The following is a 24,632-nucleotide window of genomic DNA, read 5'->3' as shown; positions in this document are numbered from 1 at the left end:
AATCATGGCAAAACCTGCTGCTCGTCCTCGTAAAAAAGTTAAAAAGACAGTGGTTGATGGCATCGCCCACATCCATGCTTCTTTTAACAACACCATCGTGACCATTACCGACCGTCAAGGTAACGCTCTTTCCTGGGCTACCTCCGGTGGTTCGGGTTTCCGCGGTTCCCGCAAGTCCACCCCGTTCGCTGCTCAAGTAGCTGCTGAACGTGCTGGTCAAGCTGCGCTGGAATACGGCCTGAAAAACCTCGACGTCAACGTCAAGGGTCCAGGTCCAGGTCGTGAATCCGCAGTCCGCGCTTTGAACGGCTGTGGCTACAAGATCGCCAGCATCACCGACGTGACGCCAATCCCGCACAACGGGTGCCGTCCGCCGAAGAAGCGCCGCGTGTAATCCAGGAGATTGTAAAGAATGGCTCGTTACATTGGTCCAAAATGCAAACTCGCTCGTCGCGAAGGCACCGATCTCTTTCTGAAGAGCGGCGTGCGCGCGATCGAATCGAAGTGCAACATTGAAGCAGCACCTGGTATCCACGGCCAACGCCGCGGTCGCCAGTCCGACTACGGCACCCAACTGCGTGAAAAGCAGAAGGTCCGTCGTATCTACGGCGTTCTCGAGCGTCAATTCAGCGGCTACTACAAAGAAGCTGCTGGCAAGAAAGGCGCAACCGGCGAAAACCTGTTGCAACTGCTCGAATGCCGTCTGGACAACGTTGTATACCGTATGGGTTTCGGTTCTACTCGTGCCGAATCCCGTCAGCTGGTATCGCACAAGTCGATCAGCGTTAACGGTCAGACCGTAAACGTTCCGTCCTACCAGGTTCGTGCTGGTGACGTGGTTGCTGTTCGCGAGAAAGCAAAGAACCAACTTCGCATTGTCCAAGCTCTCGATCTGTGTGCCCAACGTGGCCGCGTAGAATGGGTAGAAGTAGACACTGAGAAGAAGTCGGGCGTTTTCAAGAACGTTCCTGCTCGCAGTGATCTGTCCGCCGACATCAACGAAAGCCTGATTGTCGAGCTCTACTCCAAGTAAGGGCTAGAAAATAGGTGCATCCATGCAGATTTCGGTAAATGAGTTCCTGACACCCCGCCATATTGATGTGCAGGTTGTCAGTCCAACCCGCGCCAAGATCACACTCGAGCCTCTCGAGCGTGGTTTTGGCCACACCCTGGGCAACGCGCTGCGCCGCATCCTGTTGTCCTCAATGCCCGGCTGTGCAGTAGTCGAGGCCGAGATTGACGGTGTGCTCCACGAGTACAGCGCCATCGAAGGTGTACAGGAAGATGTAATTGAAATCCTGTTGAACCTTAAAGGTCTGGCTATCAAGCTGCACGGTCGTGACGAAGTTACGCTGACCTTGTCGAAGAAGGGTTCGGGGGTGGTTACCGCTGCCGATATTCAGCTGGATCATGATGTCGAGATCGTTAACCCCGATCACGTAATCGCTAACCTGGCGTCTAACGGCGCCCTGAACATGAAGCTCACTGTAGCTCGTGGTCGTGGTTATGAACCGGCAGACTCGCGTCAGAGCGATGAAGACGAAAGCCGCAGCATCGGTCGCTTGCAGCTTGACTCTTCGTTCAGCCCAGTTCGCCGTATCGCATACGTGGTGGAAAACGCCCGTGTCGAACAGCGTACCAACCTGGACAAGCTGGTTATTGATCTGGAAACCAACGGTACCCTGGATCCTGAAGAGGCTATTCGCCGCGCTGCAACCATCCTGCAACAGCAGTTGGCTGCGTTCGTCGACCTCAAAGGTGACAGTGAGCCAGTGGTTGTCGAGCAGGAAGACGAGATCGATCCGATCCTGCTCCGCCCGGTTGACGATCTGGAACTGACTGTACGTTCGGCTAACTGCCTTAAGGCGGAAAACATCTACTACATCGGCGACCTGATTCAGCGTACCGAAGTAGAGCTGTTGAAGACTCCGAACCTTGGCAAGAAATCCTTGACTGAAATCAAGGACGTTCTGGCCTCCCGCGGTCTGTCCCTCGGCATGCGCCTCGACAACTGGCCGCCTGCAAGTCTTAAGAAGGACGACAAGGCGACTGCCTGATCGTCGTAATCACCGAACGTTGTGTTTGGTAAGGAATGAACCATGCGTCATCGTAAAAGTGGTCGTCACCTGAGCCGCACCAGCTCGCACCGCAAGGCCATGTTCCAAAACATGGCGGTGTCGCTGTTCGAGCACGAGCTGATCAAAACTACACTGCCGAAAGCCAAAGAACTGCGTCGCGTTGCTGAGCCGCTGATCACTCTGGCCAAGACAGATAGCCTGGCTAACCGCCGTCTGGCTTTCGACCGTACTCGTTCGAAAGCTATCGTTGGTAAGCTCTTCAACGACCTGGGCAAGCGCTACGCTACCCGTGAGGGTGGCTACCTGCGCATCCTCAAGTGCGGTTTCCGCGCTGGCGACAACGCGCCTATGGCGTACGTCGAGTTGGTTGATCGTGCTACCAGCGGTGAAGCTGTATCCGCTGAGTAAGTCGGCAACATACAAAAAACCGGGCCTTGTGCCCGGTTTTTTGTTGGTGCGCCAGGCATGGCGCGTTGCGCGTAAGCGCAACCAGCTTGGCTGTGGTGGCCACGCTGGTGACTTGGAGGTGCAAGTCCTCTACACACCCGGCAAGGGGAAGTGTTAGCCAGAGGCAAGGGTGTCGCGGGTGACTGCGAATCTGAAGGAAGCCCGAGGCAAAATGCTGGCCTGACGAACAGGAAGCGGATAGAGTCGGCGCAGCGGGGTAAGAAGGCCAACATCTTCAAAGCCCAATACTTGCACGGAACGCTGTGACGTAGATCCGACAGGCATAAGCAGGAAGGTCGCGCGAATTACCCTGGGAGATCTGCAGGCTTGCCACTGTGCTACCGAGCGTCGAGAGGCGACGGGATGAGCGTGCAGAAGTCAGCTGAAGCCGTAGTAATCGCCGAAACCGGGGCGATGAAGGGCCGAACAGGTTATGCCGCCAGTAGGCGTCAGAGTCTCGTCGAATGTTGAAGTGTGGAATATTCTCTAAGAGAAGACTGCTACCCCAAGCTCCGGACGGTATCCGAGGGTGACGACTGGCAGGGCACAAACATCGGCGGCGTCTGTGACGTGGACGAACGCGGAGCCGGACACGCTGATGGAGCGGGTGCTTGCGCCCGCCAACCTGCGGCGTGCGTACCAACGCGTGGTCAGCAACAAGGGCGCACCGGGTGCCGATGGCATGACGGTGGAGCAATTGGCGGACTACACGAATCAGTATTGGCCGATCCTCAAGGCTCGGCTGCTGGCCGGCGAGTATCACCCGCAAGGTGTGCGCGCCGTCGAAATCCCCTAACCCAAAGGTGGAACACGGCAGTTGGGCATTCCCAACGTCGTGGATCGTCTGATCCAACAGGCCTTGCTGCAACAGCTCACGCCGATTTTCGACCCTCTGTTCTCGGACTACAGCTACGGCTTTCGCCCGGGTAGAAGCGCTCATCAAGCCATCGAAACAGCCCGCACCCATGTGGCGGCGGGCCACCGCTGGTGCGTGGAGCTCGATCTGGAGAAGTTCTTTGATCGGGTCAACCACGATGTCTTGATGGCCTACGTCGAGCGTCAAGTCGAAGACAAGCGGGTGCTCAGGCTGATCCGTTGTTACCTCGAAGCTGGAGTCATGTCGGGTGGGGTCGTCAGCCGCCGGCAGGAGGGGGCGCCGCAAGGCGGCCCGCTCTCGCCGCTGCTGTCGAACATCCTGCTCAACGAACTCGACCGCGAATTGGAACGGCGGGGCCATCGCTTCGTGCGTTATGCCGATGATGCGAACATTTATGTGCGCAGTCGTCGTGCTGGCGAACGGGTGTTGGCCGGGGTTGAGCGCTTCCTGAGCCGGCGACTGAAACTAGCGCTGAATCGGGAAAAGAGCCGTGTGGCGCGGCCCTGGGTCTGTGACTACCTGGGTTATGGGATGAGTTGGCATAAACAGCCGAAGCTGAAAGTGGCGACGCTGAGCCTAGGGCGCTTGCGCGACCGGCTCAGAGCGCTGTTGCGTGGGGCACGTGGTCACAAGATGGCGGATGTCATTGACCGGATAAACCCCGTGCTGCTTGGCTGGGCGGGCTACTTCAAGCGCAGTCAGAACAAGCGAGCCCTTGAGGAACTGGACGGTTGGGTACGACGTAAGCTTCGATGTGTCATCTGGCGCCAATGGAAGCAGCCCTCGACGAGGGCGCGCAACCTGATACGCCTAGGCCTTAGCGAAGCGCGAGCCTGTACATCAGCATTCAACGGGCGAGGCCCATGGTGGAACTCGGGAGCGTCACATATGAATCAGGCGCTACCGAAGAAACTGTGGAATCAGCTCGGATTGCTCTCGATACTGGATACGATAAACCGGCTTAGCCGTGTAACCTGAACCGCCGTATACGGAACCGTACGTACGGTGGTGTGAGAGGACGGCGGCTGTAAGGCCGCCTCCTACTCGATCCTGGAGGAAAAGCAGACGGGCTGTTTTGCCTGGCTTGGCTATCGGCAAGTATTCAGCGTTAGATAATGACTATCGATGTCCATGATTTAATGAATTTGGATACTGTCATTAACATGATCAATACTCCTTTCCAGCCGATTAGCCGGCAGTTCGAAGACCGACCTAGGAAGATTGAGCATGAGCCAGACCAAAACGCTTACGACCGCCAGCGGCGCTCCTGTCGCCGATAACCAGAACTCTCGCTCCGCCGGCCCGCGCGGCCCGCTGCTGCTCGACGACTTTCACCTGATCGAGAAGCTTGCTCACTTCAACCGCGAAAACATCCCTGAGCGCCGTGTGCACGCCAAAGGCTCGGGCGCCTACGGCACATTCACCGTCACCCGGGACATTACCCAGTACACCAGCGCCAAGTTGTTCGAATCGGTTGGCAAGCAGACGCCCACCTTCCTGCGGTTCTCCACTGTGGGCGGCGAGCGTGGTTCGGCTGACACTGAGCGCGACCCGCGCGGCTTCGCCCTGAAGTTCTACACCGAGGAAGGCAACTGGGACATCGTCGGCAATAACACGCCGGTATTCTTCATCCGTGATCCGTTGAAGTTTCCAGATTTCATCCACACCCAGAAACGTCTGCCGCAAAGCAATCTGAAAAGCGCGCAAGCGATGTGGGATTTCTGGTCGCATTCGCCTGAGGCGCTGCACCAGGTCACCATTCTGTTTTCCGATCGCGGTATTCCGGATGGCTACCGCCACATGCACGGCTTCGGCAGTCACACCTACAGCCTGATCAACGCACAGGGTGAGCGCCACTGGGTGAAGTGGCACTACAAGACCCAGCAAGGGATCAAGAACCTCGCGCCGGCAGAGGCAGCACGCCTGGCGGGTACCGACCCGGATTACGCCCAGCGTGATTTGTTCAGCGCCATCGAGCGCGGTGACTTCCCGAAATGGAGCGTTTGCATCCAGGTCATGACCGAGGCCCAGGCCGCGGCGCATTACGAGAATCCGTTTGACGTCACCAAGACCTGGTCGCAGAAAGAGTTTCCGCTGATTGAAGTCGGCGTGCTGGAGCTCAACCGTAACCCGCTGAATTATTTTGCCGAAGTCGAGCAAGCGGCGTTTGGCCCTAGCAACATGGTGCCAGGGGTTGGTCTCTCGCCGGATCGCATGTTGCAGGGCCGCGTTTTCGCCTACGCTGATGCGCACCGCTACCGTGTGGGCACCAATCACCAGCAATTGCCGGTGAATGCGCCGCGCAGTCCGGTCAATACCTACCAGCGCGACGGCGCCATGGCGTTTGGCAGCAATGGCGGGGCGGCTCCGAACTACGAGCCTAACAGCTACGTGGAAGCGCCGAAGCAGGCTCCACGTTACGCAGAACCAGCACTGGCCCTCAGTGGCGCGGCGGATCGTTACGATCATCGCGAAGACACTGACTACTACAGCCACGCTGGTGCGCTGTTCCGCTTGATGAGCGATGAGCAGAAAGCGCTGTTGATCAGCAACATCGCCGGTGCGATGGCTGGCGTATCGCCGGATGTGGTTGACCGCCAGTTGCAGCACTTCTTCAAGGCAGATGTTGCTTATGGAGAAGGCATTGCAAAAGCCTTGGGTATAGCGCTTACCTAAGTCTAAACGAGAAGCAGAACCGCCCTCATTAGGGCGGTTTTTGCGTTATTTAACCTGGTTTTCTCGGATTTTCTTCGCTTTTGTAGCGTTGAGGCAGTGACCTTGCGGTCAGCTTGGTTCAAACTACAACCTTTAAAAGCTTGTGGAGATGTAGGGCGATGCAAGGTCACCCAGACGTAATCGATTACCTCAACACGTTGCTGACAGGCGAACTGGCAGCCCGTGATCAATATTTCATCCATTCGCGGATGTACGAGGATTGGGGTTTTACCGAGCTCTACGAACGTATCAACCACGAGATGGAAGAAGAGACCCAGCACGCCGATGCGCTGATGCGCCGGATCCTGATGCTCGAAGGTACGCCACGCATGCGTGCCGATGATCTTGACGTCGGCACCACGGTGCCCGATATGCTCGCCGCCGATCTGCGCCTGGAATACAAAGTCCGCGCTGCGCTGTGCAAAGGCATCGAGCTCTGTGAGCAGCACAACGACTACGTGACCCGCGAGATCCTGCGGATCCAGCTCAACGACACCGAAGAAGACCACACCTACTGGCTGGAGAAGCAGTTGGGTCTGATCAAGCTGGTCGGGTTGGAAAACTACCTGCAATCGCAGTTCTGAATGTAGGAGCTGCCGAAGGCTGCGATCCTTTCGAAATCGCAAAAAAGCCCCTGCCATCGATGAGATGACAGGGGCTTTTTCGTGCTCGGGTAAAATCAGTCCCGATCACGTTCCAGCAGCGGCTTGAGGTAGTAGCCGGTGTAGGACTGCTTCATCTCGGCCACTTGTTCCGGCGTCCCTACGGCGATGATCTGGCCACCTTTGGAACCACCTTCCGGCCCCAGGTCCACCAGCCAGTCAGCGGTCTTGATTACGTCCAGGTTGTGTTCGATCACCACCACGGTGTTGCCGTGGTCACGAAGGCGGTGCAGCACGTCGAGCAATTGCTGGATATCGGCGAAGTGCAGGCCTGTGGTCGGCTCGTCGAGGATATACAGGGTCTTGCCGGTGTCGCGCTTGGACAGCTCGCGGGACAACTTGACCCGCTGGGCTTCACCGCCCGACAGCGTGGTTGCCGACTGTCCCAGCTTGATATACGACAGGCCGACATCCATCAGCGTCTGGAGCTTGCGCGCCAGGGCCGGCACCGCGTCGAAGAACACCCGTGCTTCTTCGATAGTCATCTCGAGGGTTTCGTGGATGTTCTTGCCCTTGTACTTGATTTCCAGGGTTTCGCGGTTGTAGCGCTTGCTCTTGCACACGTCGCACGGCACGTAGATGTCTGGCAGGAAGTGCATTTCCACCTTGATCAGGCCATCGCCCTGGCAGGCTTCGCAGCGCCCGCCCTTGACGTTGAACGAGAAACGCCCCGGGCCGTAGCCACGCGAACGGGACTCCGGTACGCCGGCGAACAGTTCGCGGATCGGTGTGAACAACCCGGTATAGGTCGCCGGGTTGGAACGCGGGGTACGGCCAATCGGGCTCTGGTCGATGTCGACCACTTTATCCAGGTGCTCCAGGCCCTTGATGCTGTCGTGGGCGGCCGCTTCCAGGGTGGTGGCGCCGTTCAGGGCCGTGGCGCTGAGGGGGAACAGGGTGTTGTTGATCAACGTCGACTTGCCGGAGCCGGAGACGCCGGTAACACAGGTCAGCAGGCCAATCGGGATTTCCAGGTCGACGTTGCGCAAGTTGTTGCCGCGAGCACCCTTGAGGGTCAGCGACAACTTCTTGTTGCGTGGCGTACGTTTGGCCGGGACCTTGATCTTGACCCGGCCAGACAGGTATTTACCCGTCAGCGAGTCAGGGTGCGCCATGACTTCGGCGGCGGTGCCCTGGGCGACGATGTGCCCGCCATGCACGCCCGCGCCCGGGCCGATGTCCACCACGTAGTCGGCCAGGCGAATCGCGTCTTCATCGTGCTCGACCACGATCACCGTGTTGCCGATGTCCCGCAGGTGCTTCAGGGTGCCGAGCAGCCGGTCGTTATCCCGTTGGTGCAGGCCGATGGACGGCTCGTCGAGGATGTACATCACCCCCACCAGGCCGGCGCCGATCTGGCTGGCGAGGCGGATACGCTGGGCTTCGCCGCCGGACAAGGTGTCGGCGCTGCGATCGAGGGTCAGGTAGTCCAGGCCGACGTTCACCAGGAACTGCAGGCGCTCGCGAATTTCCTTGAGGATCTTGTCGGCGATTTCGCCCCGACGGCCAGTGAGCTTCAAACCGCCGAAATAATCGGTGGCGTCGCCAATCGGCAGGTTGGTCACCGCCGGCAGCGTCTTCTCGCCGACCCACACGTGCCGCGCTTCGCGACGCAGACGGGTGCCACGGCAATCCGGGCAGGGTTGGGTGCTGAGGAACTTGGCCAGTTCTTCGCGCACACTGGCCGATTCGGTCTCGCGGTAGCGTCGCTCCAGGTTCGGCACGATGCCTTCGAACGGGTGGGAGCGCTTGACGATGTCGCCGCGGTCGTTGAGGTATTTGAAGTCGACATTCTGCGAGCCGCTGCCTTGCAGGATGAATTTCTGCTGGTCGGCGGGCAGCTCGTTGAACGGCTTGTCCAGGCTGAACTTGTAATGGGCCGCCAGCGAGCCGAGCATCTGGAAGTAATAGACGTTACGCCTGTCCCAGCCGCGAATCGCGCCTTCGGCCAGGGTCAGCTCGCCATTGACCAGTCGCTTGGTGTCGAAGAACTGCTTGACCCCCAGGCCATCGCAGGTCGGGCAGGCGCCGGCCGGGTTGTTGAAGGAGAACAGCTTGGGTTCCAGCTCGCTGATGGCGTGGCCGCAGACCGGGCAGGCGAAGCGCGCGGAGAAAATGATTTCCTCGCCGGGCTCGTCGTCCATCGGCGCGACCAGGGCGATGCCATCGGCCAGCTTCAGCGCCGTCTCGAAGGACTCGGCCAACCGCTGTTGCAGATCGGCGCGGACCTTGAAGCGATCGACCACTACATCGATCGAATGCTTCTTCTGCTTATCCAGCTTCGGCAGTTCGTCCAGTTCGCACAGCTTGCCGTTGACCCGGGCCCGCACGAAGCCCTGGGCGCGCAGTTCTTCGAAAACCATCAGGTGTTCGCCCTTGCGCTCGCGAATCACCGGCGCCAGCAACATCAGCTTGCTGCCTTCCGGCTGGGCCAGCACCAGGTCGACCATCTGGCTGACGGTCTGGGCTTCCAGGGGAATGTCGTGATCGGGGCAGCGGGGAATGCCGACTCGCGCATACAGCAAGCGCAGGTAGTCGTAGATCTCGGTGATGGTACCGACCGTCGACCGTGGGTTATGGGAGGTCGACTTCTGTTCGATGGAAATGGCCGGCGACAGGCCTTCGATGGTGTCGACGTCGGGTTTTTCCATCATCGACAGGAACTGCCGGGCGTAGGCTGACAGCGATTCGACATAGCGTCGCTGGCCTTCAGCGTACAGCGTGTCGAAGGCCAGGGATGATTTGCCGGATCCGGACAGGCCGGTGATGACGATCAGCTTGTCCCGTGGCAGGGTCAGGTCGATGTTCTTCAGGTTGTGGGTACGGGCCCCACGAATCAGGATCTTGTCCAAAGTGGCCTCGCTCGGCGGGCGTCGAAAACGTAGGAGTATACGGGCAAATACTGGATGGATGCACACTATTGAAGGTGCGATTGCAGCCATACATGAAGACTGCGCGGCAAACGGTCGCCATATACCCTCTCAATCGATGGGACTGGTAGAATCGCCGCCGGTTCACATGAGGTTTTTCCATGCAAGATCCCCACAGCGAACGCATGAGTAGTGGCGAGACGCGCGCAGCAAGCGGTCTGGCCCTGGTGTTCGCCTTCCGTATGCTGGGCATGTTCATGGTGTTGCCGGTGCTGGCGACCTATGGCATGGACCTGGCTGGCGCGACCCCGGCCCTCATTGGGTTGGCGATTGGCGCTTATGGCCTGACCCAGGCGATCTTCCAGATCCCGTTCGGGATCATTTCCGACCGCATCGGCCGGCGTCCGATCATCTACCTGGGGCTGATCGTCTTCGCCCTGGGCAGTGTGCTGGCGGCCAATGCCGACTCGATCTGGGGCGTGATCGCCGGACGCATCCTACAGGGCGCCGGGGCTATTTCCGCGGCTGTCATGGCGCTGCTGTCGGACTTGACCCGCGAACAGCATCGGACCAAGGCCATGGCCATGATCGGCATGACCATTGGTCTGTCGTTCGCTGTCGCCATGGTCGTAGGCCCCTTGCTGACCCGCGCCTTTGGTTTGTCGGGGCTGTTCCTGGCCACCGGAGTCATGGCGCTGATAGGCATCCTGATCGTGGCGTTCATGGTGCCGCGTTCCACCGGGCCGTTGCAGCACCGTGAGTCCGGGGTGGCGCGCCAGGCGCTGATCCCGACGCTCAAGCACCCGGACCTGTTGCGCCTGGACCTGGGCATTTTCGCGCTCCACGCCATGCTGATGTCCAGTTTCGTAGCCCTGCCGCTGGCCCTGGTCGAGAAGGCCGGCCTGCCCAAGGAGCAGCACTGGTGGGTCTACCTGACGGCGCTGCTGATTTCGTTCTTCGCCATGATCCCGTTCATCATCTATGGCGAGAAACGACGCAAAATGAAACGAGTTTTGCTAGGCGCCGTCACGACGCTGATGCTCACTGAGCTATTCTTCTGGCAGTTCGGCGATAGCTTGCGGGCCCTGGTGATTGGCACGGTGGTGTTCTTCACCGCGTTCAATCTGCTGGAAGCATCGCTGCCGTCGCTGATCAGCAAGGTTTCACCGGCGGGCGGCAAGGGCACCGCGATGGGGGTCTATTCCACCAGCCAGTTCCTGGGTTCAGCGTTGGGCGGGATCCTCGGCGGCTGGCTGTTCCAGCATGGCGGTTTGTCGGTTGTGTTCCTGGGATGTGCCGCGCTGGCTGCACTTTGGTTAGCCTTTGCTGTTACCATGCGCGAACCTCCCTATGTGACGAGCCTGCGCTTGCCCTTATCGCCCGAGGCGATTCGTGAGGCTGGCCTGACCGAGCGTCTGAAGGCCGTCGTTGGAGTAACCGATGCAGTGGTGGTCGCCGACGAGGCGGCCGTGTATATCAAACTCGACACCGAATTATTGGATCGCGCGACGCTCGAGCGCCTGGTGAACAACCCGGCCCCGACCACGTGCGAAGCCTAGGAGAACGTTATGGCCCGTGGGGTTAACAAAGTCATATTGGTCGGTACTTGCGGCCAGGATCCTGAAGTTCGCTACCTGCCCAACGGCAACGCCGTGACCAACCTGAGTCTGGCGACCAGCGAACAGTGGACCGACAAGCAGACCGGCCAGAAGGTCGAGAAGACCGAATGGCACCGCGTGTCGATGTTCGGCAAAGTGGCTGAGATCGCCGGCGAATACCTGCGCAAAGGCTCGCAAGTGTACATCGAAGGCAAGCTGCAGACCCGCGAGTGGGAAAAGGACGGTATCAAGCGTTACACCACCGAAATCGTGGTTGACATGCAAGGCACCATGCAACTGTTGGGCGGCCGTCCACAGGGCGACCAGCAACAAGGTGGCAACAACTACCAGCAGTCGGCTCCGGCCCCGCGTCAGCAGGCGCCTCGTCCGCAGTCGGCTCCGCAGCCACAACGCGAACGCCCGGCCCCACAACAGGCCGCGCCGCAACCGGCTCCGGATTTCGACAGCTTTGATGACGATATTCCGTTTTAAAGAGCAGTTCATAGCTCCGAGCTAACAACAAAACCGCGCTTCGTTTCCGAGGCGCGGTTTTTTTTCGCTTGAAACTTATGGCTGCGTCCGGCTGGCGCCCAAAAACTGTTCAGTGCTCACCACACTCGCGTAGGCAAACCCCAGCGCTGCCATGACCGCCGCATGCACCTGGGCAGCCGGCACGACGACGCCGTTGAATTCCAGGTCGAGGGTGGCACAAGCGTCGTGGATCACCGTGACGCCATAGCCCAGGTCCGCCGCTGCCCGTACTACGCCCTCGACGCACATGTGGCTCATGCTGCCGACGACCACCAGTTGTTCGATGCCGTGCTGGTCGAGGAGGGCTTGCAGTTCGGTTTCGCGAAACGCATTGACGAAGTGCTTGAGCACCACCGGTTCATCGGCGCGATTGAGCACCTTGGGGTGCAGTTGTGCGCCTTCGGAGCCTGGGGTGAAGAAGGGCGCGTCGTCGGAGGTGAATTCGTGGCGGATGTGCACCACGCTGTCGCCGGCCTGGCGAAACGCTTCGATCAACCGTGCGGCGTTATCGGCGGCGACGTCGGCATCGACCAGCGGCCATTTGCCCTGGGGGAAGTAGTCGTTCTGGATATCGACTACGATGAGCGCTTGCTTGGACATGAAGGCTTCCTTTATCAGGTGAGAGAGGGCGCCAGTATTGGCGTTTACCGCCGGTTCGAGGATTGGCCGCAACGACAATAAGCGAGGGAAAACTGACAATGGCGCAGCAAAGGGCAGTCGCCGAGCTTGGGGTGCTTATCTACCCCGGCGCGCAAATGGCGGCGGTGCATGGCTTGACCGATCTGTTCGCCGTGGCCCATCGGATCGCGGCCGAGCAAACCAGTGCACAATTGCCACGGTTGCGGGTCAGTCACTGGCAAATCGACAACGACGAGGCGCCGCGGCGGGTGTTCGACAGCGAAACCGGCCCGACGGGCCATTTGGTGGCGTTGCTGATTCCGCCGTCGCTTGCCGGCTTCGATGACGAACTGGCCTCGCCAACGCTGATGGCTTGGCTGCGTGCGCAGCATGCGGGCGGCACCGTGTTGGGCGGTGTGTGTGTGGGCTCGATCCTGCTGGCCGAAAGTGGCCTGCTCGACGGGCGCAGCGCCACTACCCACTGGACGTCGGCCAAGTCCTTTGCGGCGCGTTACCCGAAGATCAAGCTCAACGCCGACAAACCCATCGTCGACGACGGCGACTTGATCACCACCGCCGGGTTGATGGCCTGGTCAGAACTGGGGCTTCGTTTGGTGGACCGCTTGCTTGGGCCCAGCATCGCCACGCGCACGGCGCAATTTCTGGTGATTGAACACAGCGACAGCGCGAGCCAGTGCGGGAGTAATTTTGCACCGATTCTCGGCCATGGCGACCCGGCAATTCTCAAGGTCCAGCATTGGCTGCAAAGCAGCGGCGCGGTGGAGGTTTCCCTCGGTGCGATGGCCGAACGCGCCGGGTTGGAGGAGCGCACTTTCCTGCGCCGGTTCCGCGCCGCCACGGGGCTCAAGCCCACTGAGTACTGCCAGCACCTGCGCGTCGGCAAGGCTCGGGAAATGCTGGAGTTCACCAATGGCACCATCGACCACATTGCCTGGACCGTCGGTTACCAGGACCCGAGCGCCTTTCGCGCGACGTTCAAGAAAATAACCGGGTTGGCGCCGAGTGATTACCGGGCGCGGTTTGGGGTGAGCCCGCCGAGTACTCCCAAAGGCTGACCCTGGACTCTTTGTGGCGAGGGGATTTATCCCCGCTGGGCTGCGAAGCAGCCCCAGAAGAGGCAAATGCAGTTCGCCTGATACGCCGCGATGTCAGGTTTCAGGGCTGCTTCGCAGCCCAGCGGGGATAAATCCCCTCGCCACAGGGAACAGTGCCTGGTCCAAGCATCGTGCAATTTGCGGGACGTCGATCGTGTGTCGTGCAGAATGAAACAGGCCCGGTGCTATCAACTGCGCGCGATACACCCGCTTGGCTGCCCCATCCTTGCGATGACACCGTTGGCCTGATCTCTGCACCTTTCCTTATCCAAAGCCATCGAGCGCAGGAAAAAGGGCAACGCATGACATCCGTCAATCGCAACAAGCGGGTAGTGGCCTATTCGGTCAATCCACAAGCGCCGCGCCATGAGGTCGAGACCAATCGTGCACTGGCCCAGTGGCTGGCGCAGATCCTGGGATGGGAATACGGCGACAGCCATGACGCCCAGCGGCATGCCGGTCATGATCTTTATCTGTTGCCCACGCAAACCCTGATCGGCGCCGAAGCCGCGATGCGCCTGGGGGTCAAGGGGCCCGAGGATGTGTGGGGCGGGTATGTCGAGCATGATTTTATCTGCACCAAGGCAATTACCCATGGTCTGTTGAATAAGGACGCCGTGGCGCCCAAAGGCTGGTCGCCGCTGTTTGCCAAGCTCACGCGAGGCGCGGTACTCGATGGCGTGACGGTCTTTTCGCTCAAGGATGCACGCCCCGCCGCCGAGCATTTGCTGTACACCGGGCCGATCCGCCTCAAGCCGATCCATGCCTGTGCCGGGCGTGGTCAACGGCTGATCAAGAGCCTGGCGCAGTTCGATGAAATTGTCGCCGGGCCTGACGCCCAGGCGCTGTTTCGCGATGGGGTGGTGTTGGAACAGCACCTCAACGAGGTCAAGACCCAGAGCGTCGGCCAGAGCCTCATCGGCGGCAAGGCCTTGAGCTATTGCGGCGTGCAACACCTGACCCATGACAGTGAAGGGTTGGAGGTGTACGGCGGCTCGGACCTGCTGGTGGTGCAGGGCGGCTATATCGAGTTGCTCAAGCTCGAACTGCCCGACGATGTGCGCGAGGCTGTGCGGCTGGCGCAAGTGTTCGATGACGCCGCCAACCAGGCCTACCCGAGCTTTTTTGCGTCGCGGCGCAATTACGACATTGCCCAGGGCCTGGACGCCGCCGGCCAGCCGCGTGGCGGCGTGTTGGAACAATCATGGCGCATGGGCGGCGCCAGCAGCGCCGAACTGGCGGCGTTGCAGGTGTTCGTCGAAGCGCCCGCAACCAGCGCGGTGCGAGTGTCCTCGGTGGAGACCTACACCGAACAATCGCTGCCGCCCGGCGCCAGGGTGGTCTATCGCGGCGCGGCGCACAACGGCGACTTCCTTCTCAAATACGTAACGGTTCAATCCTATGACGGCTAGAAGTGAAACCATTCAGATCGAGATTGACGATGAACATATGAACGGGACGTTCCTGAGCCCCAAATCGAAGGTCCCTGGCGTGTTGTTCGTGCACGGTTGGGGCGGTAGCCAGGAGCGGGACCTGGAACGGGCCAAAGGCATCGCCGGCCTCGGTTGCGTGTGCCTGACCTTCGACTTGCGCGGGCACACCGGCGGGGCGGGGATCCCGTTGGCGCGGGTCACCCGCGAGGACAACCTGCGGGACCTGTTGGCGGCATACGACCGCCTGCTCGCGCACCCGGCCTTGGATACCTCGGCGATTGCCGTGGTGGGTACCAGCTATGGCGGTTACCTGGCTTCGATCCTCACTTCGTTGCGCCCGGTACGCTGGCTGGCCTTGCGGGTGCCGGCACTGTACCGCGACGAGCAATGGCATACCCCCAAGCGCGACCTGGACAAGACCGACCTGCTGGATTACCGCAGCACCCTGGTGCACGCCGGCACCAACCGCGCCTTGCATGCATGTTCGCAGTTCACCGGCGATGTGTTGCTGGTGGAGTCCGAAACCGATGTCTACGTGCCCCATGCCACCATCATGAGCTACCGGGCGGCGTGCCAGCAGACCCACTCGCTGACCCATCGGATCATCGACGGTGCCGACCATGCCCTGAGCGACCCCGTGTCACAACAGGCCTACACCTCGATCCTGGTGGACTGGATCACGGAAATGGTGGTGGGAGAGCGGTTGAGCATTATTCAGGAGCGGTGATCAGGATTTTGTATCGTCTGTGCGGGCCTCTTCGCGAGCAACTCATCATTCAGGCAACCCATCACTTAGGCCCAGGCTTGACCCGCAACGCCTTGGCCTTCGCCTCGATCACCAGGTACATCACCGCGGTAATCAGCAACGGCAGGATGAAGTAGATCGCCCGGTAGGCGATCAGCCCCGCCAGCAGGCTGCCCCGCGACGCCTCATGTTGCAGCAGGGCAATGAACACCGCCTCCAACACCCCAAGCCCCGCCGGAATGTGAGTGATGACCCCGGCAATGCTGCTGATCAGCAACACCCCGAGCACCAGTGGGTAATCCAGTTTGCTGGGCAGCAACGTGAAGATCACCGCCGCCATCAACGACCAGTTCAACGCGCCCAACGCCAGCTGCAGCAGCGCCATGCGCAGCGACGGCAGGTTGATTTCCATGCCGCGGACGATCCACGCCCGGCGCTTGGAAAACCGGCAGGCCACGAGATAACCTGCGCTCACCAGCAACAACAGCGCGCCGACGCCTTGCAACGCATCGCTGCTGAGTTTCCAGCCCGGTGGCATGGTCACCAAGCCACTGCTGAACACCACGCCGGCCAGGGTCATGTAGCCGAACCAGTTGGTGGCCAGGCTCAGGCCGAGGATCTTGGCGATGTTGCCGGTGCTGACTCCCAGCCGTGAATACAGCCGATAACGCATGGCGATGCCACCGACCCAGGCGCTGAGGTTGAGGTTGAACGCGTAACTGATCACCCCCACCGGCAAGATCTGTCGCCAACCCAGTTTCTGGCGGATATAGGTGCGACCGATCAGGTCGAAGCAGGCATAGGTGATGAAGCTGGTGGCGGTCAGTGCGGCTGCGATGATCAGCGTGCGTACCTTGAAATCAGCCAGGGTGGCGAACACTTCGGACCAATCGATGCGCCGGGCCAGGGCGGTGAACAGTACGATCAGCAGCAGAAAAAACGCCAGGGTCAGCGGTCTTTTCCAGCGGTTCCAGCGCGATTTGGGCTTGGCCTGTTCCGGCGCGTGGGCATCTCTCGGCGCGGTGTGCGCTTCAGAGTGGTTCATGGGGCTCGCTCCGGACCGCCGTCGGCGGCGTAAAAGGTTTCAGACGGGGTTTATGGGCCGGCAGCCAGCCGGCCCAGGCGGGGAAGTGGCGCAAAAAGTGGAACACCATGAAACCGATGGTCATGCGCCACAGCAGGCCCCGGGGGGCGTCGCTTTCGGGCATGACGGTGCAATGGTTGCGGCTCAGGTAGTCGAGGCGCTCGAACAGCTCGCGGTTGAACCCTCGGTCGCGGATCAGCACATTGGCTTCCAGGTTCAGGGACAGGCTCAGCGGGTCGAGGTTGCTCGAACCCACCGTGCTCCAGTCCTCATCCACCAGGGCCACCTTGCCGTGCAGCGGTCGCTCGCAATATTCGTAGATCACCACGCCGGCCTTGAGCAGGTAGCTATAGAGCATGCGTGCGGCGAGCTTGGCGATCATCATGTCCGGCTGGCCCTGCAGGATCAGCCGCACTTCCACGCCACGGCGCGCGGCATTGCGGATCTCGCGCAGCAACCGGTAGCCAGGGAAGAAATAGGCATTGGCGATCACCACCCGCCGCTGGGCACTGCGCAGCACTTGCAGGTAGACCTCTTCGATGTCGGTCTGGTGATCGTGGTTATCCCGGTAGACCAGGCGTACCTGGCCGTCATGGTCGCTGAACGCCAGCTCGTTGCGGCGTCGGCGTCGGCGTTGCCACCAGTATTTGGCCCGGGCCGGCCGGCCACTCTGCAACAGCGCGAAATGGTGGATATCCACCACCGCCGGGCCTTTGACTTCCACGGAATAGTCCTGCTTGGCCTCGGGGCCAAAATCGCCCAGGTGGTCGGCGGAAAAGTTGATCCCGCCGATAAACGCAATCACCCCGTCCACCACCACGATCTTGCGGTGCAGGCGGCGGAACCAGTTAGTGCGGATCCCCAAGTGCCGGGGCGCCGGATCGAACATCTGCAAGCGCACCCCGGCGTCGCTCAGCGATGCCAGGAAAGTGTTGGTCAGCTCACCGCAGCCGAAGCCATCGAGGCTGACGGTGATGCGCACGCCACGCTCGGCGGCTTCGACCAACAGATCCCGCAGTTCAGTGCCGACCTTGTCCTCGAACAGGATGAAGGTCTCAAGAAGGATTTCTGTCTCGGCCCGGCGAATGGCCTCGAAGACCCTGGGAAAATATTCCTCGCCGTTTTCCAGCAGCTTGACGCGATTGTTGCCGTGCCAGCCGTATTCGATATCGACCAGCGCCGGGTTGCGTTCCGTGGGGGGCGTATCGAGCTGCTCAACCGTCGCCTTGTTCATCGTCGCGCTCATAATTGGATCTCCACCGACAGCGGTGCGTGGTCGGAGAGGTGCGACCAGGGTCGGACGCTCAACACCTTGGGATGACGGGCCTTGAGGTTGCGCACGTAGATGCGGTCCAGGCGCAGGACTGGCAGGCGCGCCGGAAAGCTGCGGGCCGGTTTGCCCCACTGTTCGGCGAACACTTCCCGCAGGCCGCAGGGTTCGAGCAGTTCGCTGGCCTTGCCGCGCCAGTCGTTGAAGTCGCCGGCAACGATAACCGGCGCGTCGGGCGGCAGTTCGCTCAAGCGCTGGCAAAGCAGCTTGAGTTGCTCGACACGATGACCTTCGCGCAGCCCCAAGTGCACGCAAATGGCATGCACGTGCGGTCCATCGCCCGGCAGGCGCAGCACGCTGTGGAGCATGCCGCGGTTTTCATGGCCACTGATGGACACGTCCAGGTTGTCGTGGCGGATGATCTCGAATTTCGACAACAGCGCGTTGCCGTGGTCGCCCGCCGGGTACACCGCGTTGCGCCCGTAGGCGAACTGCGGCCAGAGGCTATCGGCCAGGAACTCGTATTGCGGCATGCTCGGCCAGTTGCTGTAGCGCTGGGGGTGGTGTTCATGGGTGCCGTGGACTTCCTGCAAAAACACCACATCGGCGGACACACTGCGCACCGCTTCGCGCAGTTCCGGCAGGATGAAGCGCCGGTTCAGGGCGGTGAAACCCTTGTGGGTGTTGACCGTCAGCACGGTGAAGTGGCTGACCCGGTCGAGAACCTGGGGCTGTTGCTGGGTCGGCTCGCGAGTTGTTTCGCCGGTTTGCGGGCGGTTCATGGCAATACCCCTTCGGCCGGGCGCTCGCCGGGCGCGGTGGCGAGGTCCTTGTCCAGATGAAAGCGCTCCAGCAAGTGACGTGCGTCATAGGGCGCGCGGACTTTGATGTCGTTGTCGAAATAGCAGAACACTTCCCGGCTTTTGCGTGCCCGGGGCTTTTTGTCGGGGTCGATCAGGTGGGCGTCGGCGGGTTGCTTGCCGTGGCTCCAGGCCTCGATCCGCTCGCCCCAGCGCTTCAACGCCTCGTCGGTGTAGCCGCTGGCATACAGCTGCTCAGCACCGTGCAGGCGCAGGTAGACGAAATCGCTGGTGACGTCTTCGCGATAAGGCCATTTACCGGCGGTGTCGGCAATCACCAGGGCCACGTCATAGCGCTTGAGCAACGTGACGAAGTGCGGGTCGATGAAGCTGTCATGGCGGATTTCCACGGCATGGCGCAGTGGGCGCTTTTTGTCAGTCGTGGTGCTGGCGTGGCCGTCCAGGCGTGGCTCGTGTTCGCGGGCCAGGGCGGCGGCGCCTTCGGTGTCGTGGGGCAGTTGCTTGAGGAAGTCTTCGAACAATTCGGGGTCGAATTTGAAGCTTGGGGGAAACTGCCAGAGGATCGCGCCCAGTTTCTCCTTGAGCTCCAGCACGCCGGAGGCGAAGAAATTGGCCAAAGGCTTGCGGATGTCCCGCAAACGCTTGATGTGAGTGATGAAGCGCGGGGCCTTGACGCTGAACACGAAGCCGGGCGGTGTCTCGGCATACCACTGGGCATACCGTTCGGGGCGTTGCAGGGCGTAGAACGATCCATTGATTTCGATGCTATTGACCGCTCGCGAGGCGAATTGCAATTCCCGTTTCTGGGTCAGCCCCTTGGGGTAGAAATCCCCCCGCCAAGGCGTGTAGCGCCAGCCGGAAATACCAATGTGGATCGCCGTCATGTATCCCTCCCGTGCCAATGACCTCGTACCGCCTGTGTCTTGTGATGACTGTTACGCGGCCCGGAAAGTTTCGATGGAGTGCCCAGCGGTGGAGGGGCTTGCCCGTTGCGTGGGAGCAAGGCTTGCCCGCGAACAGGCGCCTCGATGTCTGAAAGACCACGGTGAGCTGCTGGCCTCAAATTTTATGGAGGATCTTATTGCGCACTTCAGTCATCGCTTGAGCATCCAACTCCACCCAAAGATGCTGCTTGCCGGCAATCTGTGCCGCCACCGGCAAACCATCGCGATACACCAGCCGATTACTCGCCAGTGCCGGCACTTTCGCCCCCGGCAGCAAGGTGCCGGCCAGGTTCAACGGGTCGACCCCGCACACCGCCACCAGGCTGCCATCGGTGGGGCGGCGGCGAGTTTCGCGCAGCAGCGGGATGGCTTCGGGCAGGGCGAATTGTTCGCCCGCCAGCCCGCTGACAAAACGCCCGCCACGAATCTCGCCCCGCGCTTCCAAGCGATGAAAGGTGCGCAGCAGCTCGCGCCAACTCGGCAGCCAGTCGGCCTCGCGCTCCAGCAAGCGCCAGAACACCACGCCGTAACGGCGCAGCAGGGTCATGGCGATGTGTTCCAGGGTGTCGGGCGGTGTGGGCGCGGGACGGTTGCCTTCCACGGGCGCCGGTTGACTGCGGCGCAACAAGGCCCAGCGCCCGGCGTCGTCCATACCACCGACAAACGCCCCGCGCCCGCGTCGGCTGCTGCGGGCCTGGCGTTTGCTGGCCGGGGTGATCAGCGCGCGCAAGCCGGCAAAGCTGTCGGCATTCACCAGCCCGGCGCCCACCAATTCCTGCAAGGCAATTTCCAGTTCGCTGCGCAGCAGGTGGGCTTCGTGGGCCAGTTCGTCGAAAAACAGCGCGCCGTGCTCGCTGAGGGCCTGATGGACTTTTTGCGTCTTGGGCGACAACTCATCCAAGGCTGTTTGCCCAGCCAGGCTGCTCCACAACGCCACCTGACTGCGCGGCAGCAGCACCACCGGCGTGCTGCGCAGGGCACTGGCGCTAGGCTTCTGGCGCGCGCTCAGGCGTGTCCATACCCACTTGCCACTGCGGCACAACTCATCGAGCCAGCTGGGCGAGTAGTCCTTGATCCGCGCCGGCAACAGGTCGCTGTCCCAGGCTGACGCGGCGGCCGGGAAGCCTTCGAACTGGCCCAGGATCGACGGCAGCACGGCATTGCCCCGGCCTTGACTGGTCGCCGACAGATGCTGCCAGTCGAACAAAAAGCGCATGAAATCCTGCAACATCACCGGCTCGATTTCCCGGCGCAGGCGCTTGACCGTATAGCGATGGATCCGCGCCAGCAAATGCCGCTCGCACCATTCCTCCTGGCCGGTGCCCGGCGTGAACCGCCCGCGCAGCACATAGCCTTGTTGCTCGAGCTGCGCCAGGGCCTGGGTGACCTGCGGGGTCGACAGTCCCAGCGGGTAGGCGATGGCCCTCGACGGCAGCGGGCCAAAGGCGCTGAGCCGGGCGCGGAGCACTTCCACCACGGCTTCGTCGCTGTCCCAGGTTTCATCGAAGCCGGCCAGGGGCGTCAGTGCCGGTTGCCAGCGGGCCTGTGGATAAAGGGCTTGCAGGCAGGTCAGGCGCTCCAGCGGCACCCACAAACCGCGCTCGGCGCTGATCTGCAGGTGACTGGCGCGGCCGCTGGCGGCCAAGGCCTGCAACCAATCCAGCCACGACGCGTGGGCGTCGGCTTCGCTGTCGGCGATGCAGCCCAGGCTCATCAGGGCTTCATGCATCTCATCGAGATTGGCCGGCGTCGGCCAGGCCTCATCGCGGACCGACTGGATGGCTTCGGCGTCCAGTGCGCCAAGGTCGTCGGTGGCCTGTGGATCGCTCCAGCGTCGATTGATCACTGCCTGGGTGCGCCGTTCTTCCAGCGGCGCGTCGTCGAGAAAGGTGTAGGGGCGGGCGCTGAGGATTTCTGCCGCCAGCGGCGAGGGCGCCGGCAGGTCGCGGCTGATCAGGCGAACCTCGCCCGCTTCCATGCGCCGCAACAGCGTCAGCCAACCTTCACTGTCCATGGCTTCGTGCAGGCAATCGTCGAGGGTCTGTTCCACCAGCGGGTGGTCAGGGATCTCACGCTCGCCGGCCAGGTTTTCCAGGCAGGCGATCTGGTCCGGGAATACGCTGGCAATCAGGTCTTCGCTTTTCATCCGCTGGATCTGCGGGGCGACTTTGCGCCCGCCGGCATAGCGCGGCAAGGCCAGGGCCACGCCAGCGTTCCAGCGCCAGCGCACGCCGAACAGCGGCGCATCCAGCACCGCCTGGATCAGGATCTGTTCGGCGCTGTGGCTGTTGAGGTAGCGCCAGACCTCGTCCAGTTCGAAGCTGTGACTGGTGGACAGCGAGAGCACAATGGCGTCTTCACTGGCGGCGGCCTGCAATTCGAAGTTGAAGGTGCGGCAGAAGCGCTTGCGCAGGGCCAGGCCCCAGGCGCGGTTGATACGGCTGCCGAAGGGCGTGTGGATGATCAGTTGCGTGCCGCCGGACTCGTCGAAGAACCGCTCCATCAGCAACGTGTCCTGGGACGGCAGGGCGCCGAAGGCCAGGCGCGCCGGGGCCAGGTAGTCCACCAGTTGTTCGGCGCTGGCCAGGTTCAGTTGCAGGGTGCCGGTGAGCCAATCGAGGGCCGGTTGCAGGTTGCCCGGCGTGGCGCCGAGCAGTTGATCGAGCTGGGCTTGCAGGCGCGCCACGGCCAGGGACAATTCGGCGCTGCGCCCCGGCGCTTCGCCGAGCCAGAACGGGATGGTCGGCGGCTGGCCCTGGGCATCCTCGACCCGCACGCGGCCGGTCTCGACGCGAATGATGCGATACGAGGTATTGCCCAACTGGAACACATCGCCGGCGATGCTCTCCACCGCGAAGTCTTCGTTGACGCTGCCGATGTTCAGCCCTTGGGGTTCGAGCAGCACGCTGTAGTCGGCATTGTCCGGAATGGTGCCGCCGCTGGTTACTGCCGTGAGCTTGCTGCCCCGCCGCCCGCGCAAGGTCCGCGTGACGGCATCGCGATGCAGATAGGCACTGCGCACGCCCTGGCGGCCATTCAGGCCTTCGGCGAGCATCTGCAACAGCGCCTGGTAATGCCCTTCGTCCAGCTCCGCGTAAGGTGAGGCACGGCGCAAGGTTTCCAGCAGCGCTTGTTCCGACCATTCCTGGCAACTGACTTCGGCGACGATCTGCTGGGCCAGTACATCCAGCGGCGCCTTGGGGATGTGCAGGATGTCGAGTTCGCCACGGCGTACGCAGTCGAGCAGGGCGGCGCATTCGATCAAGTCGTCGCGAGTGGTGGCGAACAGGCGTCCCTTGGGCGTGCCACCGACCTGGTGGCCGGAACGCCCGACCCGTTGCAGGAACGCCGAGATCGAGCGGGGCGAGGCGATCTGGCAGACCAGGTCGACGTCGCCAATATCAATGCCCAGCTCCAGGGACGCGGTGGCGATCAGCACCTTCAGTTCGCCGCGTTTGAGGCGTTGCTCGGCGTCGAGGCGAAACTCTTTTGCCAGGCTGCCATGGTGGGCGGCCACGGCGTCCTTGCCCAGGCGCTCGCTCAGATGACGGCTCAGGCGTTCGGCCAGGCGCCGCGTGTTGACGAACACCAGGGTGGTGCGATGTTTCCGGGCCAGCTCGGCGAGGCGGTTGTAGACCAACTCCCACACGTCATTGGCCATCACCGCCGACAGCGGTACCGGCGGCACTTCGATGTCCAGGTCTCGGGGGCGGGCGTGGCCGATGTCGACGATTTCACAGGTGCGCCCTTCGCCGACGAGAAAACGTGACACCGCTTCGATGGGCTTTTGCGTGGCGGACAGGCCGATGCGCATCAGCGGTTCGGCGCACAGGGCTTGCAGGCGTTCCAGGCTCAAGGCCAGGTGGCTGCCGCGCTTGCTGGCGGCGATGGCGTGGATTTCGTCGACGATGACCGTGCGGGTGCTGGCGAGCATCTGTCGGCCGGAGTCGGAGCCGAGCAGCACGTAGAGCGATTCAGGCGTGGTGACCAGGATGTGCGGCGCGGTCTTGCGCATCGCCGAGCGTTCTTTCTGCGGTGTGTCGCCGGTACGCACGGCGGTGGTGATGTGCAGGGGCGGCAGGTCCATCTGCCGCAGCTGTTCGGTGATGCCGACCAGCGGATTCTGCAGGTTGATCTGGATATCGTTGCTCAGGGCCTTGAGCGGCGAGACGTAGACCACCAGGGTCTGGTCCGGCAGGCCGCCCTGTTCCAGGCCGCGATGCACCAGGTCATCGAGCACGGCGAGAAAAGCCGTCAGGGTCTTGCCTGAGCCGGTAGGCGCCGCCACCAGGGTCGAACGACGCTGGCCGATCAACGGCCACGCCCGGGCCTGGGCGGCCGTGACCGCCGGGAATGTCTGGCTGAACCAGGCGCGAACGGCCGGGTGAAAGCCGGCCATGGCGTGGTTGGCTGCAAGGGGCAGATTCATGGGGCAGTTTATGCGGGTGGGTTGGGCAAGATGCAAGTACCGTCGGGTATCTGTGCAAAACTGAACTGGATACTGCCCCTGTGGCGAGGGGATTTATCCCCGTAGGGCTCTGTAGGAGCTGCCGAAGGCTGCGATCTTTTGATCTTTGGCTCGCGACTCAATTGTCTGGGACAAGATCGCAGCCTCGCTTCACTCGACAGCTCCTACGGCCAGCGGGGCGGTGCGACGTATCGCTAAATCCCCTCGCCACAGGTCCGCTATCAGCCTTGTAAGACGCTCAAACCTGGCTATCCACACTTTACGGATGACGGTTGCGCACTAAACCCGCAAAATGCAACGATTCCGGTAACGCCCGCGGGCGTTGTCGACCAAATTCTTGTGCCAATAGACTGGGC

At 61.6% G+C, this 24,632-nt stretch carries 18 protein-coding genes and 1 pseudogene; 12 read left to right on the top strand and 7 right to left on the bottom strand.

The genetic code is table 11. The annotated features are described in order from the left end of the window. Nucleotides 1-4 precede the first annotated feature (4 nt). The 7 genes and pseudogenes from rpsK to bfr all read left to right on the top strand — a co-directional run bounded on the left by rpsK (nt 5) and on the right by bfr (nt 6,701). On the top strand, nt 5-394 hold the full coding sequence (rpsK, locus tag GFU70_RS25610; RefSeq protein ID WP_002555466.1) for a 30S ribosomal protein S11: 390 nt from the start codon (nt 5-7) through the stop codon (nt 392-394). An 18-nt stretch (nt 395-412) separates the two neighbouring features. Continuing rightward, a complete protein-coding gene (gene rpsD / locus GFU70_RS25605) occupies nt 413-1,033 on the top strand; it encodes a 30S ribosomal protein S4 (RefSeq protein WP_003176404.1) in 621 nt (206 codons plus the stop codon). A 22-nt stretch (nt 1,034-1,055) separates the two neighbouring features. After that, on the top strand, nt 1,056-2,057 hold the full coding sequence (locus GFU70_RS25600; protein WP_003186012.1) for a DNA-directed RNA polymerase subunit alpha: 1,002 nt from the start codon (nt 1,056-1,058) through the stop codon (nt 2,055-2,057). Nucleotides 2,058-2,099: 42 nt separating this feature from the next. Continuing rightward, entirely contained in the window at nt 2,100-2,486 is a 387-nt protein-coding gene (rplQ, locus tag GFU70_RS25595; RefSeq protein ID WP_003186009.1) for a 50S ribosomal protein L17, read from the top strand. Between the two features lie 568 nt (nt 2,487-3,054). Further along, nucleotides 3,055-4,380, top strand: a pseudogene (gene ltrA, locus GFU70_RS25590) (group II intron reverse transcriptase/maturase). Between the two features lie 249 nt (nt 4,381-4,629). Beyond that, nucleotides 4,630-6,078 (top strand): catalase, encoded by a 1,449-nt coding sequence (locus GFU70_RS25585; protein ID WP_153388991.1) that lies wholly within the window; start codon nt 4,630-4,632, stop codon nt 6,076-6,078. A gap of 158 nt (nt 6,079-6,236) precedes the next feature. Further along, nucleotides 6,237-6,701, top strand: a complete 465-nt coding sequence (bfr, locus tag GFU70_RS25580) for a bacterioferritin (protein ID WP_058543338.1) — start codon at nt 6,237-6,239, stop codon at nt 6,699-6,701. Between the two features lie 95 nt (nt 6,702-6,796). Here the strand turns inward: bfr and uvrA are convergent, their stop codons facing one another. After that, complete coding sequence (uvrA, locus tag GFU70_RS25575; RefSeq protein WP_058543339.1) at nt 6,797-9,631, bottom strand: excinuclease ABC subunit UvrA; 2,835 nt, start codon at nt 9,629-9,631, stop codon at nt 6,797-6,799. Nucleotides 9,632-9,810: 179 nt separating this feature from the next. On the opposite strand from uvrA, the gene GFU70_RS25570 reads away from it, so the two are divergent. Together GFU70_RS25570 and GFU70_RS25565 are read left to right on the top strand one after the other, a co-directional pair. Beyond that, nucleotides 9,811-11,208 carry an MFS transporter gene (locus tag GFU70_RS25570; protein ID WP_058543340.1) on the top strand — a complete coding sequence of 466 codons (1,398 nt, stop codon included), beginning with the start codon at nt 9,811-9,813 and terminating at the stop codon, nt 11,206-11,208. A 9-nt stretch (nt 11,209-11,217) separates the two neighbouring features. Then, nucleotides 11,218-11,739 carry a single-stranded DNA-binding protein gene (locus tag GFU70_RS25565; RefSeq protein ID WP_003206078.1) on the top strand — a complete coding sequence of 174 codons (522 nt, stop codon included), beginning with the start codon at nt 11,218-11,220 and terminating at the stop codon, nt 11,737-11,739. A gap of 75 nt (nt 11,740-11,814) precedes the next feature. On the opposite strand, the gene GFU70_RS25560 is transcribed toward GFU70_RS25565, so the two are convergent. Beyond that, nucleotides 11,815-12,378: a cysteine hydrolase family protein gene (locus GFU70_RS25560; protein ID WP_058543341.1), complete on the bottom strand. Its 564-nt coding sequence runs from the start codon at nt 12,376-12,378 to the stop codon at nt 11,815-11,817. Nucleotides 12,379-12,476: 98 nt separating this feature from the next. Between GFU70_RS25560 and GFU70_RS25555 the strand changes: the two genes are divergently transcribed. From GFU70_RS25555 to GFU70_RS25545, 3 genes are all read left to right on the top strand, one after another. Then, a complete protein-coding gene (locus GFU70_RS25555; RefSeq protein WP_058543342.1) occupies nt 12,477-13,472 on the top strand; it encodes a GlxA family transcriptional regulator in 996 nt (331 codons plus the stop codon). A 341-nt stretch (nt 13,473-13,813) separates the two neighbouring features. Next, nucleotides 13,814-14,923 (top strand): DUF3182 family protein, encoded by a 1,110-nt coding sequence (locus GFU70_RS25550; protein WP_058543343.1) that lies wholly within the window; start codon nt 13,814-13,816, stop codon nt 14,921-14,923. After that, complete coding sequence (locus tag GFU70_RS25545; protein WP_058543344.1) at nt 14,913-15,671, top strand: alpha/beta hydrolase family protein; 759 nt, start codon at nt 14,913-14,915, stop codon at nt 15,669-15,671. The genes GFU70_RS25550 and GFU70_RS25545 overlap by 11 nt, the downstream gene beginning before the upstream one ends. Nucleotides 15,672-15,732: 61 nt before the next feature. Here the strand turns inward: GFU70_RS25545 and GFU70_RS25540 are convergent, their stop codons facing one another. From GFU70_RS25540 to GFU70_RS25520, 5 genes are all read right to left on the bottom strand, one after another. Beyond that, nucleotides 15,733-16,734 carry a lysylphosphatidylglycerol synthase domain-containing protein gene (locus GFU70_RS25540; protein ID WP_116641224.1) on the bottom strand — a complete coding sequence of 334 codons (1,002 nt, stop codon included), beginning with the start codon at nt 16,732-16,734 and terminating at the stop codon, nt 15,733-15,735. Beyond that, nucleotides 16,721-18,019 (bottom strand): cardiolipin synthase ClsB, encoded by a 1,299-nt coding sequence (clsB, locus tag GFU70_RS25535; RefSeq protein WP_153388990.1) that lies wholly within the window; start codon nt 18,017-18,019, stop codon nt 16,721-16,723. The genes GFU70_RS25540 and clsB overlap by 14 nt, the downstream gene beginning before the upstream one ends. Further along, complete coding sequence (locus GFU70_RS25530; protein WP_116641225.1) at nt 18,016-18,825, bottom strand: endonuclease/exonuclease/phosphatase family protein; 810 nt, start codon at nt 18,823-18,825, stop codon at nt 18,016-18,018. Before GFU70_RS25530 ends, clsB begins: the two co-directional genes overlap by 4 nt. After that, the gene (locus GFU70_RS25525) at nt 18,822-19,748 is read right to left on the bottom strand and encodes a DUF72 domain-containing protein (protein WP_058543348.1); all 927 of its coding nucleotides are present in this window, start codon (nt 19,746-19,748) and stop codon (nt 18,822-18,824) included. The genes GFU70_RS25530 and GFU70_RS25525 overlap by 4 nt, the downstream gene beginning before the upstream one ends. Nucleotides 19,749-19,923: 175 nt before the next feature. Continuing rightward, on the bottom strand, nt 19,924-24,237 hold the full coding sequence (locus tag GFU70_RS25520; protein ID WP_153388989.1) for a DEAD/DEAH box helicase: 4,314 nt from the start codon (nt 24,235-24,237) through the stop codon (nt 19,924-19,926). Nucleotides 24,238-24,632 lie beyond the last annotated feature (395 nt).

This window comes from Pseudomonas brassicacearum (assembly GCF_009601685.2).
GTDB classification, from domain to species: domain Bacteria; phylum Pseudomonadota; class Gammaproteobacteria; order Pseudomonadales; family Pseudomonadaceae; genus Aquipseudomonas; species Aquipseudomonas kilonensis_B.
Note: the sequence above shows the minus strand (reverse complement) of the source record. Positions and strands in the feature narration are given on the sequence as shown.

Excerpts from the sequence above, each read along its gene's own strand:
- rpsK (WP_002555466.1), top strand. The coding sequence starts at position 5 with ATGGCAAAACCTGCTGCTCGTCCTCGTAAAAAAGTTAAAAAGACAGTG.
- rpsD (WP_003176404.1), top strand. The coding sequence starts at position 413 with ATGGCTCGTTACATTGGTCCAAAATGCAAACTCGCTCGTCGCGAAGGC.
- GFU70_RS25600 (WP_003186012.1), top strand. The coding sequence starts at position 1,056 with ATGCAGATTTCGGTAAATGAGTTCCTGACACCCCGCCATATTGATGTG.
- rplQ (WP_003186009.1), top strand. The coding sequence starts at position 2,100 with ATGCGTCATCGTAAAAGTGGTCGTCACCTGAGCCGCACCAGCTCGCAC.
- GFU70_RS25585 (WP_153388991.1), top strand. The coding sequence starts at position 4,630 with ATGAGCCAGACCAAAACGCTTACGACCGCCAGCGGCGCTCCTGTCGCC.
- bfr (WP_058543338.1), top strand. The coding sequence starts at position 6,237 with ATGCAAGGTCACCCAGACGTAATCGATTACCTCAACACGTTGCTGACA.
- GFU70_RS25570 (WP_058543340.1), top strand. The coding sequence starts at position 9,811 with ATGCAAGATCCCCACAGCGAACGCATGAGTAGTGGCGAGACGCGCGCA.
- GFU70_RS25565 (WP_003206078.1), top strand. The coding sequence starts at position 11,218 with ATGGCCCGTGGGGTTAACAAAGTCATATTGGTCGGTACTTGCGGCCAG.
- GFU70_RS25560 (WP_058543341.1), bottom strand. The coding sequence starts at position 12,378 with ATGTCCAAGCAAGCGCTCATCGTAGTCGATATCCAGAACGACTACTTC.
- GFU70_RS25555 (WP_058543342.1), top strand. The coding sequence starts at position 12,477 with ATGGCGCAGCAAAGGGCAGTCGCCGAGCTTGGGGTGCTTATCTACCCC.
- GFU70_RS25550 (WP_058543343.1), top strand. The coding sequence starts at position 13,814 with ATGACATCCGTCAATCGCAACAAGCGGGTAGTGGCCTATTCGGTCAAT.
- GFU70_RS25545 (WP_058543344.1), top strand. The coding sequence starts at position 14,913 with ATGACGGCTAGAAGTGAAACCATTCAGATCGAGATTGACGATGAACAT.
- GFU70_RS25540 (WP_116641224.1), bottom strand. The coding sequence starts at position 16,734 with ATGAACCACTCTGAAGCGCACACCGCGCCGAGAGATGCCCACGCGCCG.
- clsB (WP_153388990.1), bottom strand. The coding sequence starts at position 18,019 with ATGAGCGCGACGATGAACAAGGCGACGGTTGAGCAGCTCGATACGCCC.
- GFU70_RS25530 (WP_116641225.1), bottom strand. The coding sequence starts at position 18,825 with ATGAACCGCCCGCAAACCGGCGAAACAACTCGCGAGCCGACCCAGCAA.
- GFU70_RS25525 (WP_058543348.1), bottom strand. The coding sequence starts at position 19,748 with ATGACGGCGATCCACATTGGTATTTCCGGCTGGCGCTACACGCCTTGG.
- GFU70_RS25520 (WP_153388989.1), bottom strand. The coding sequence starts at position 24,237 with ATGAATCTGCCCCTTGCAGCCAACCACGCCATGGCCGGCTTTCACCCG.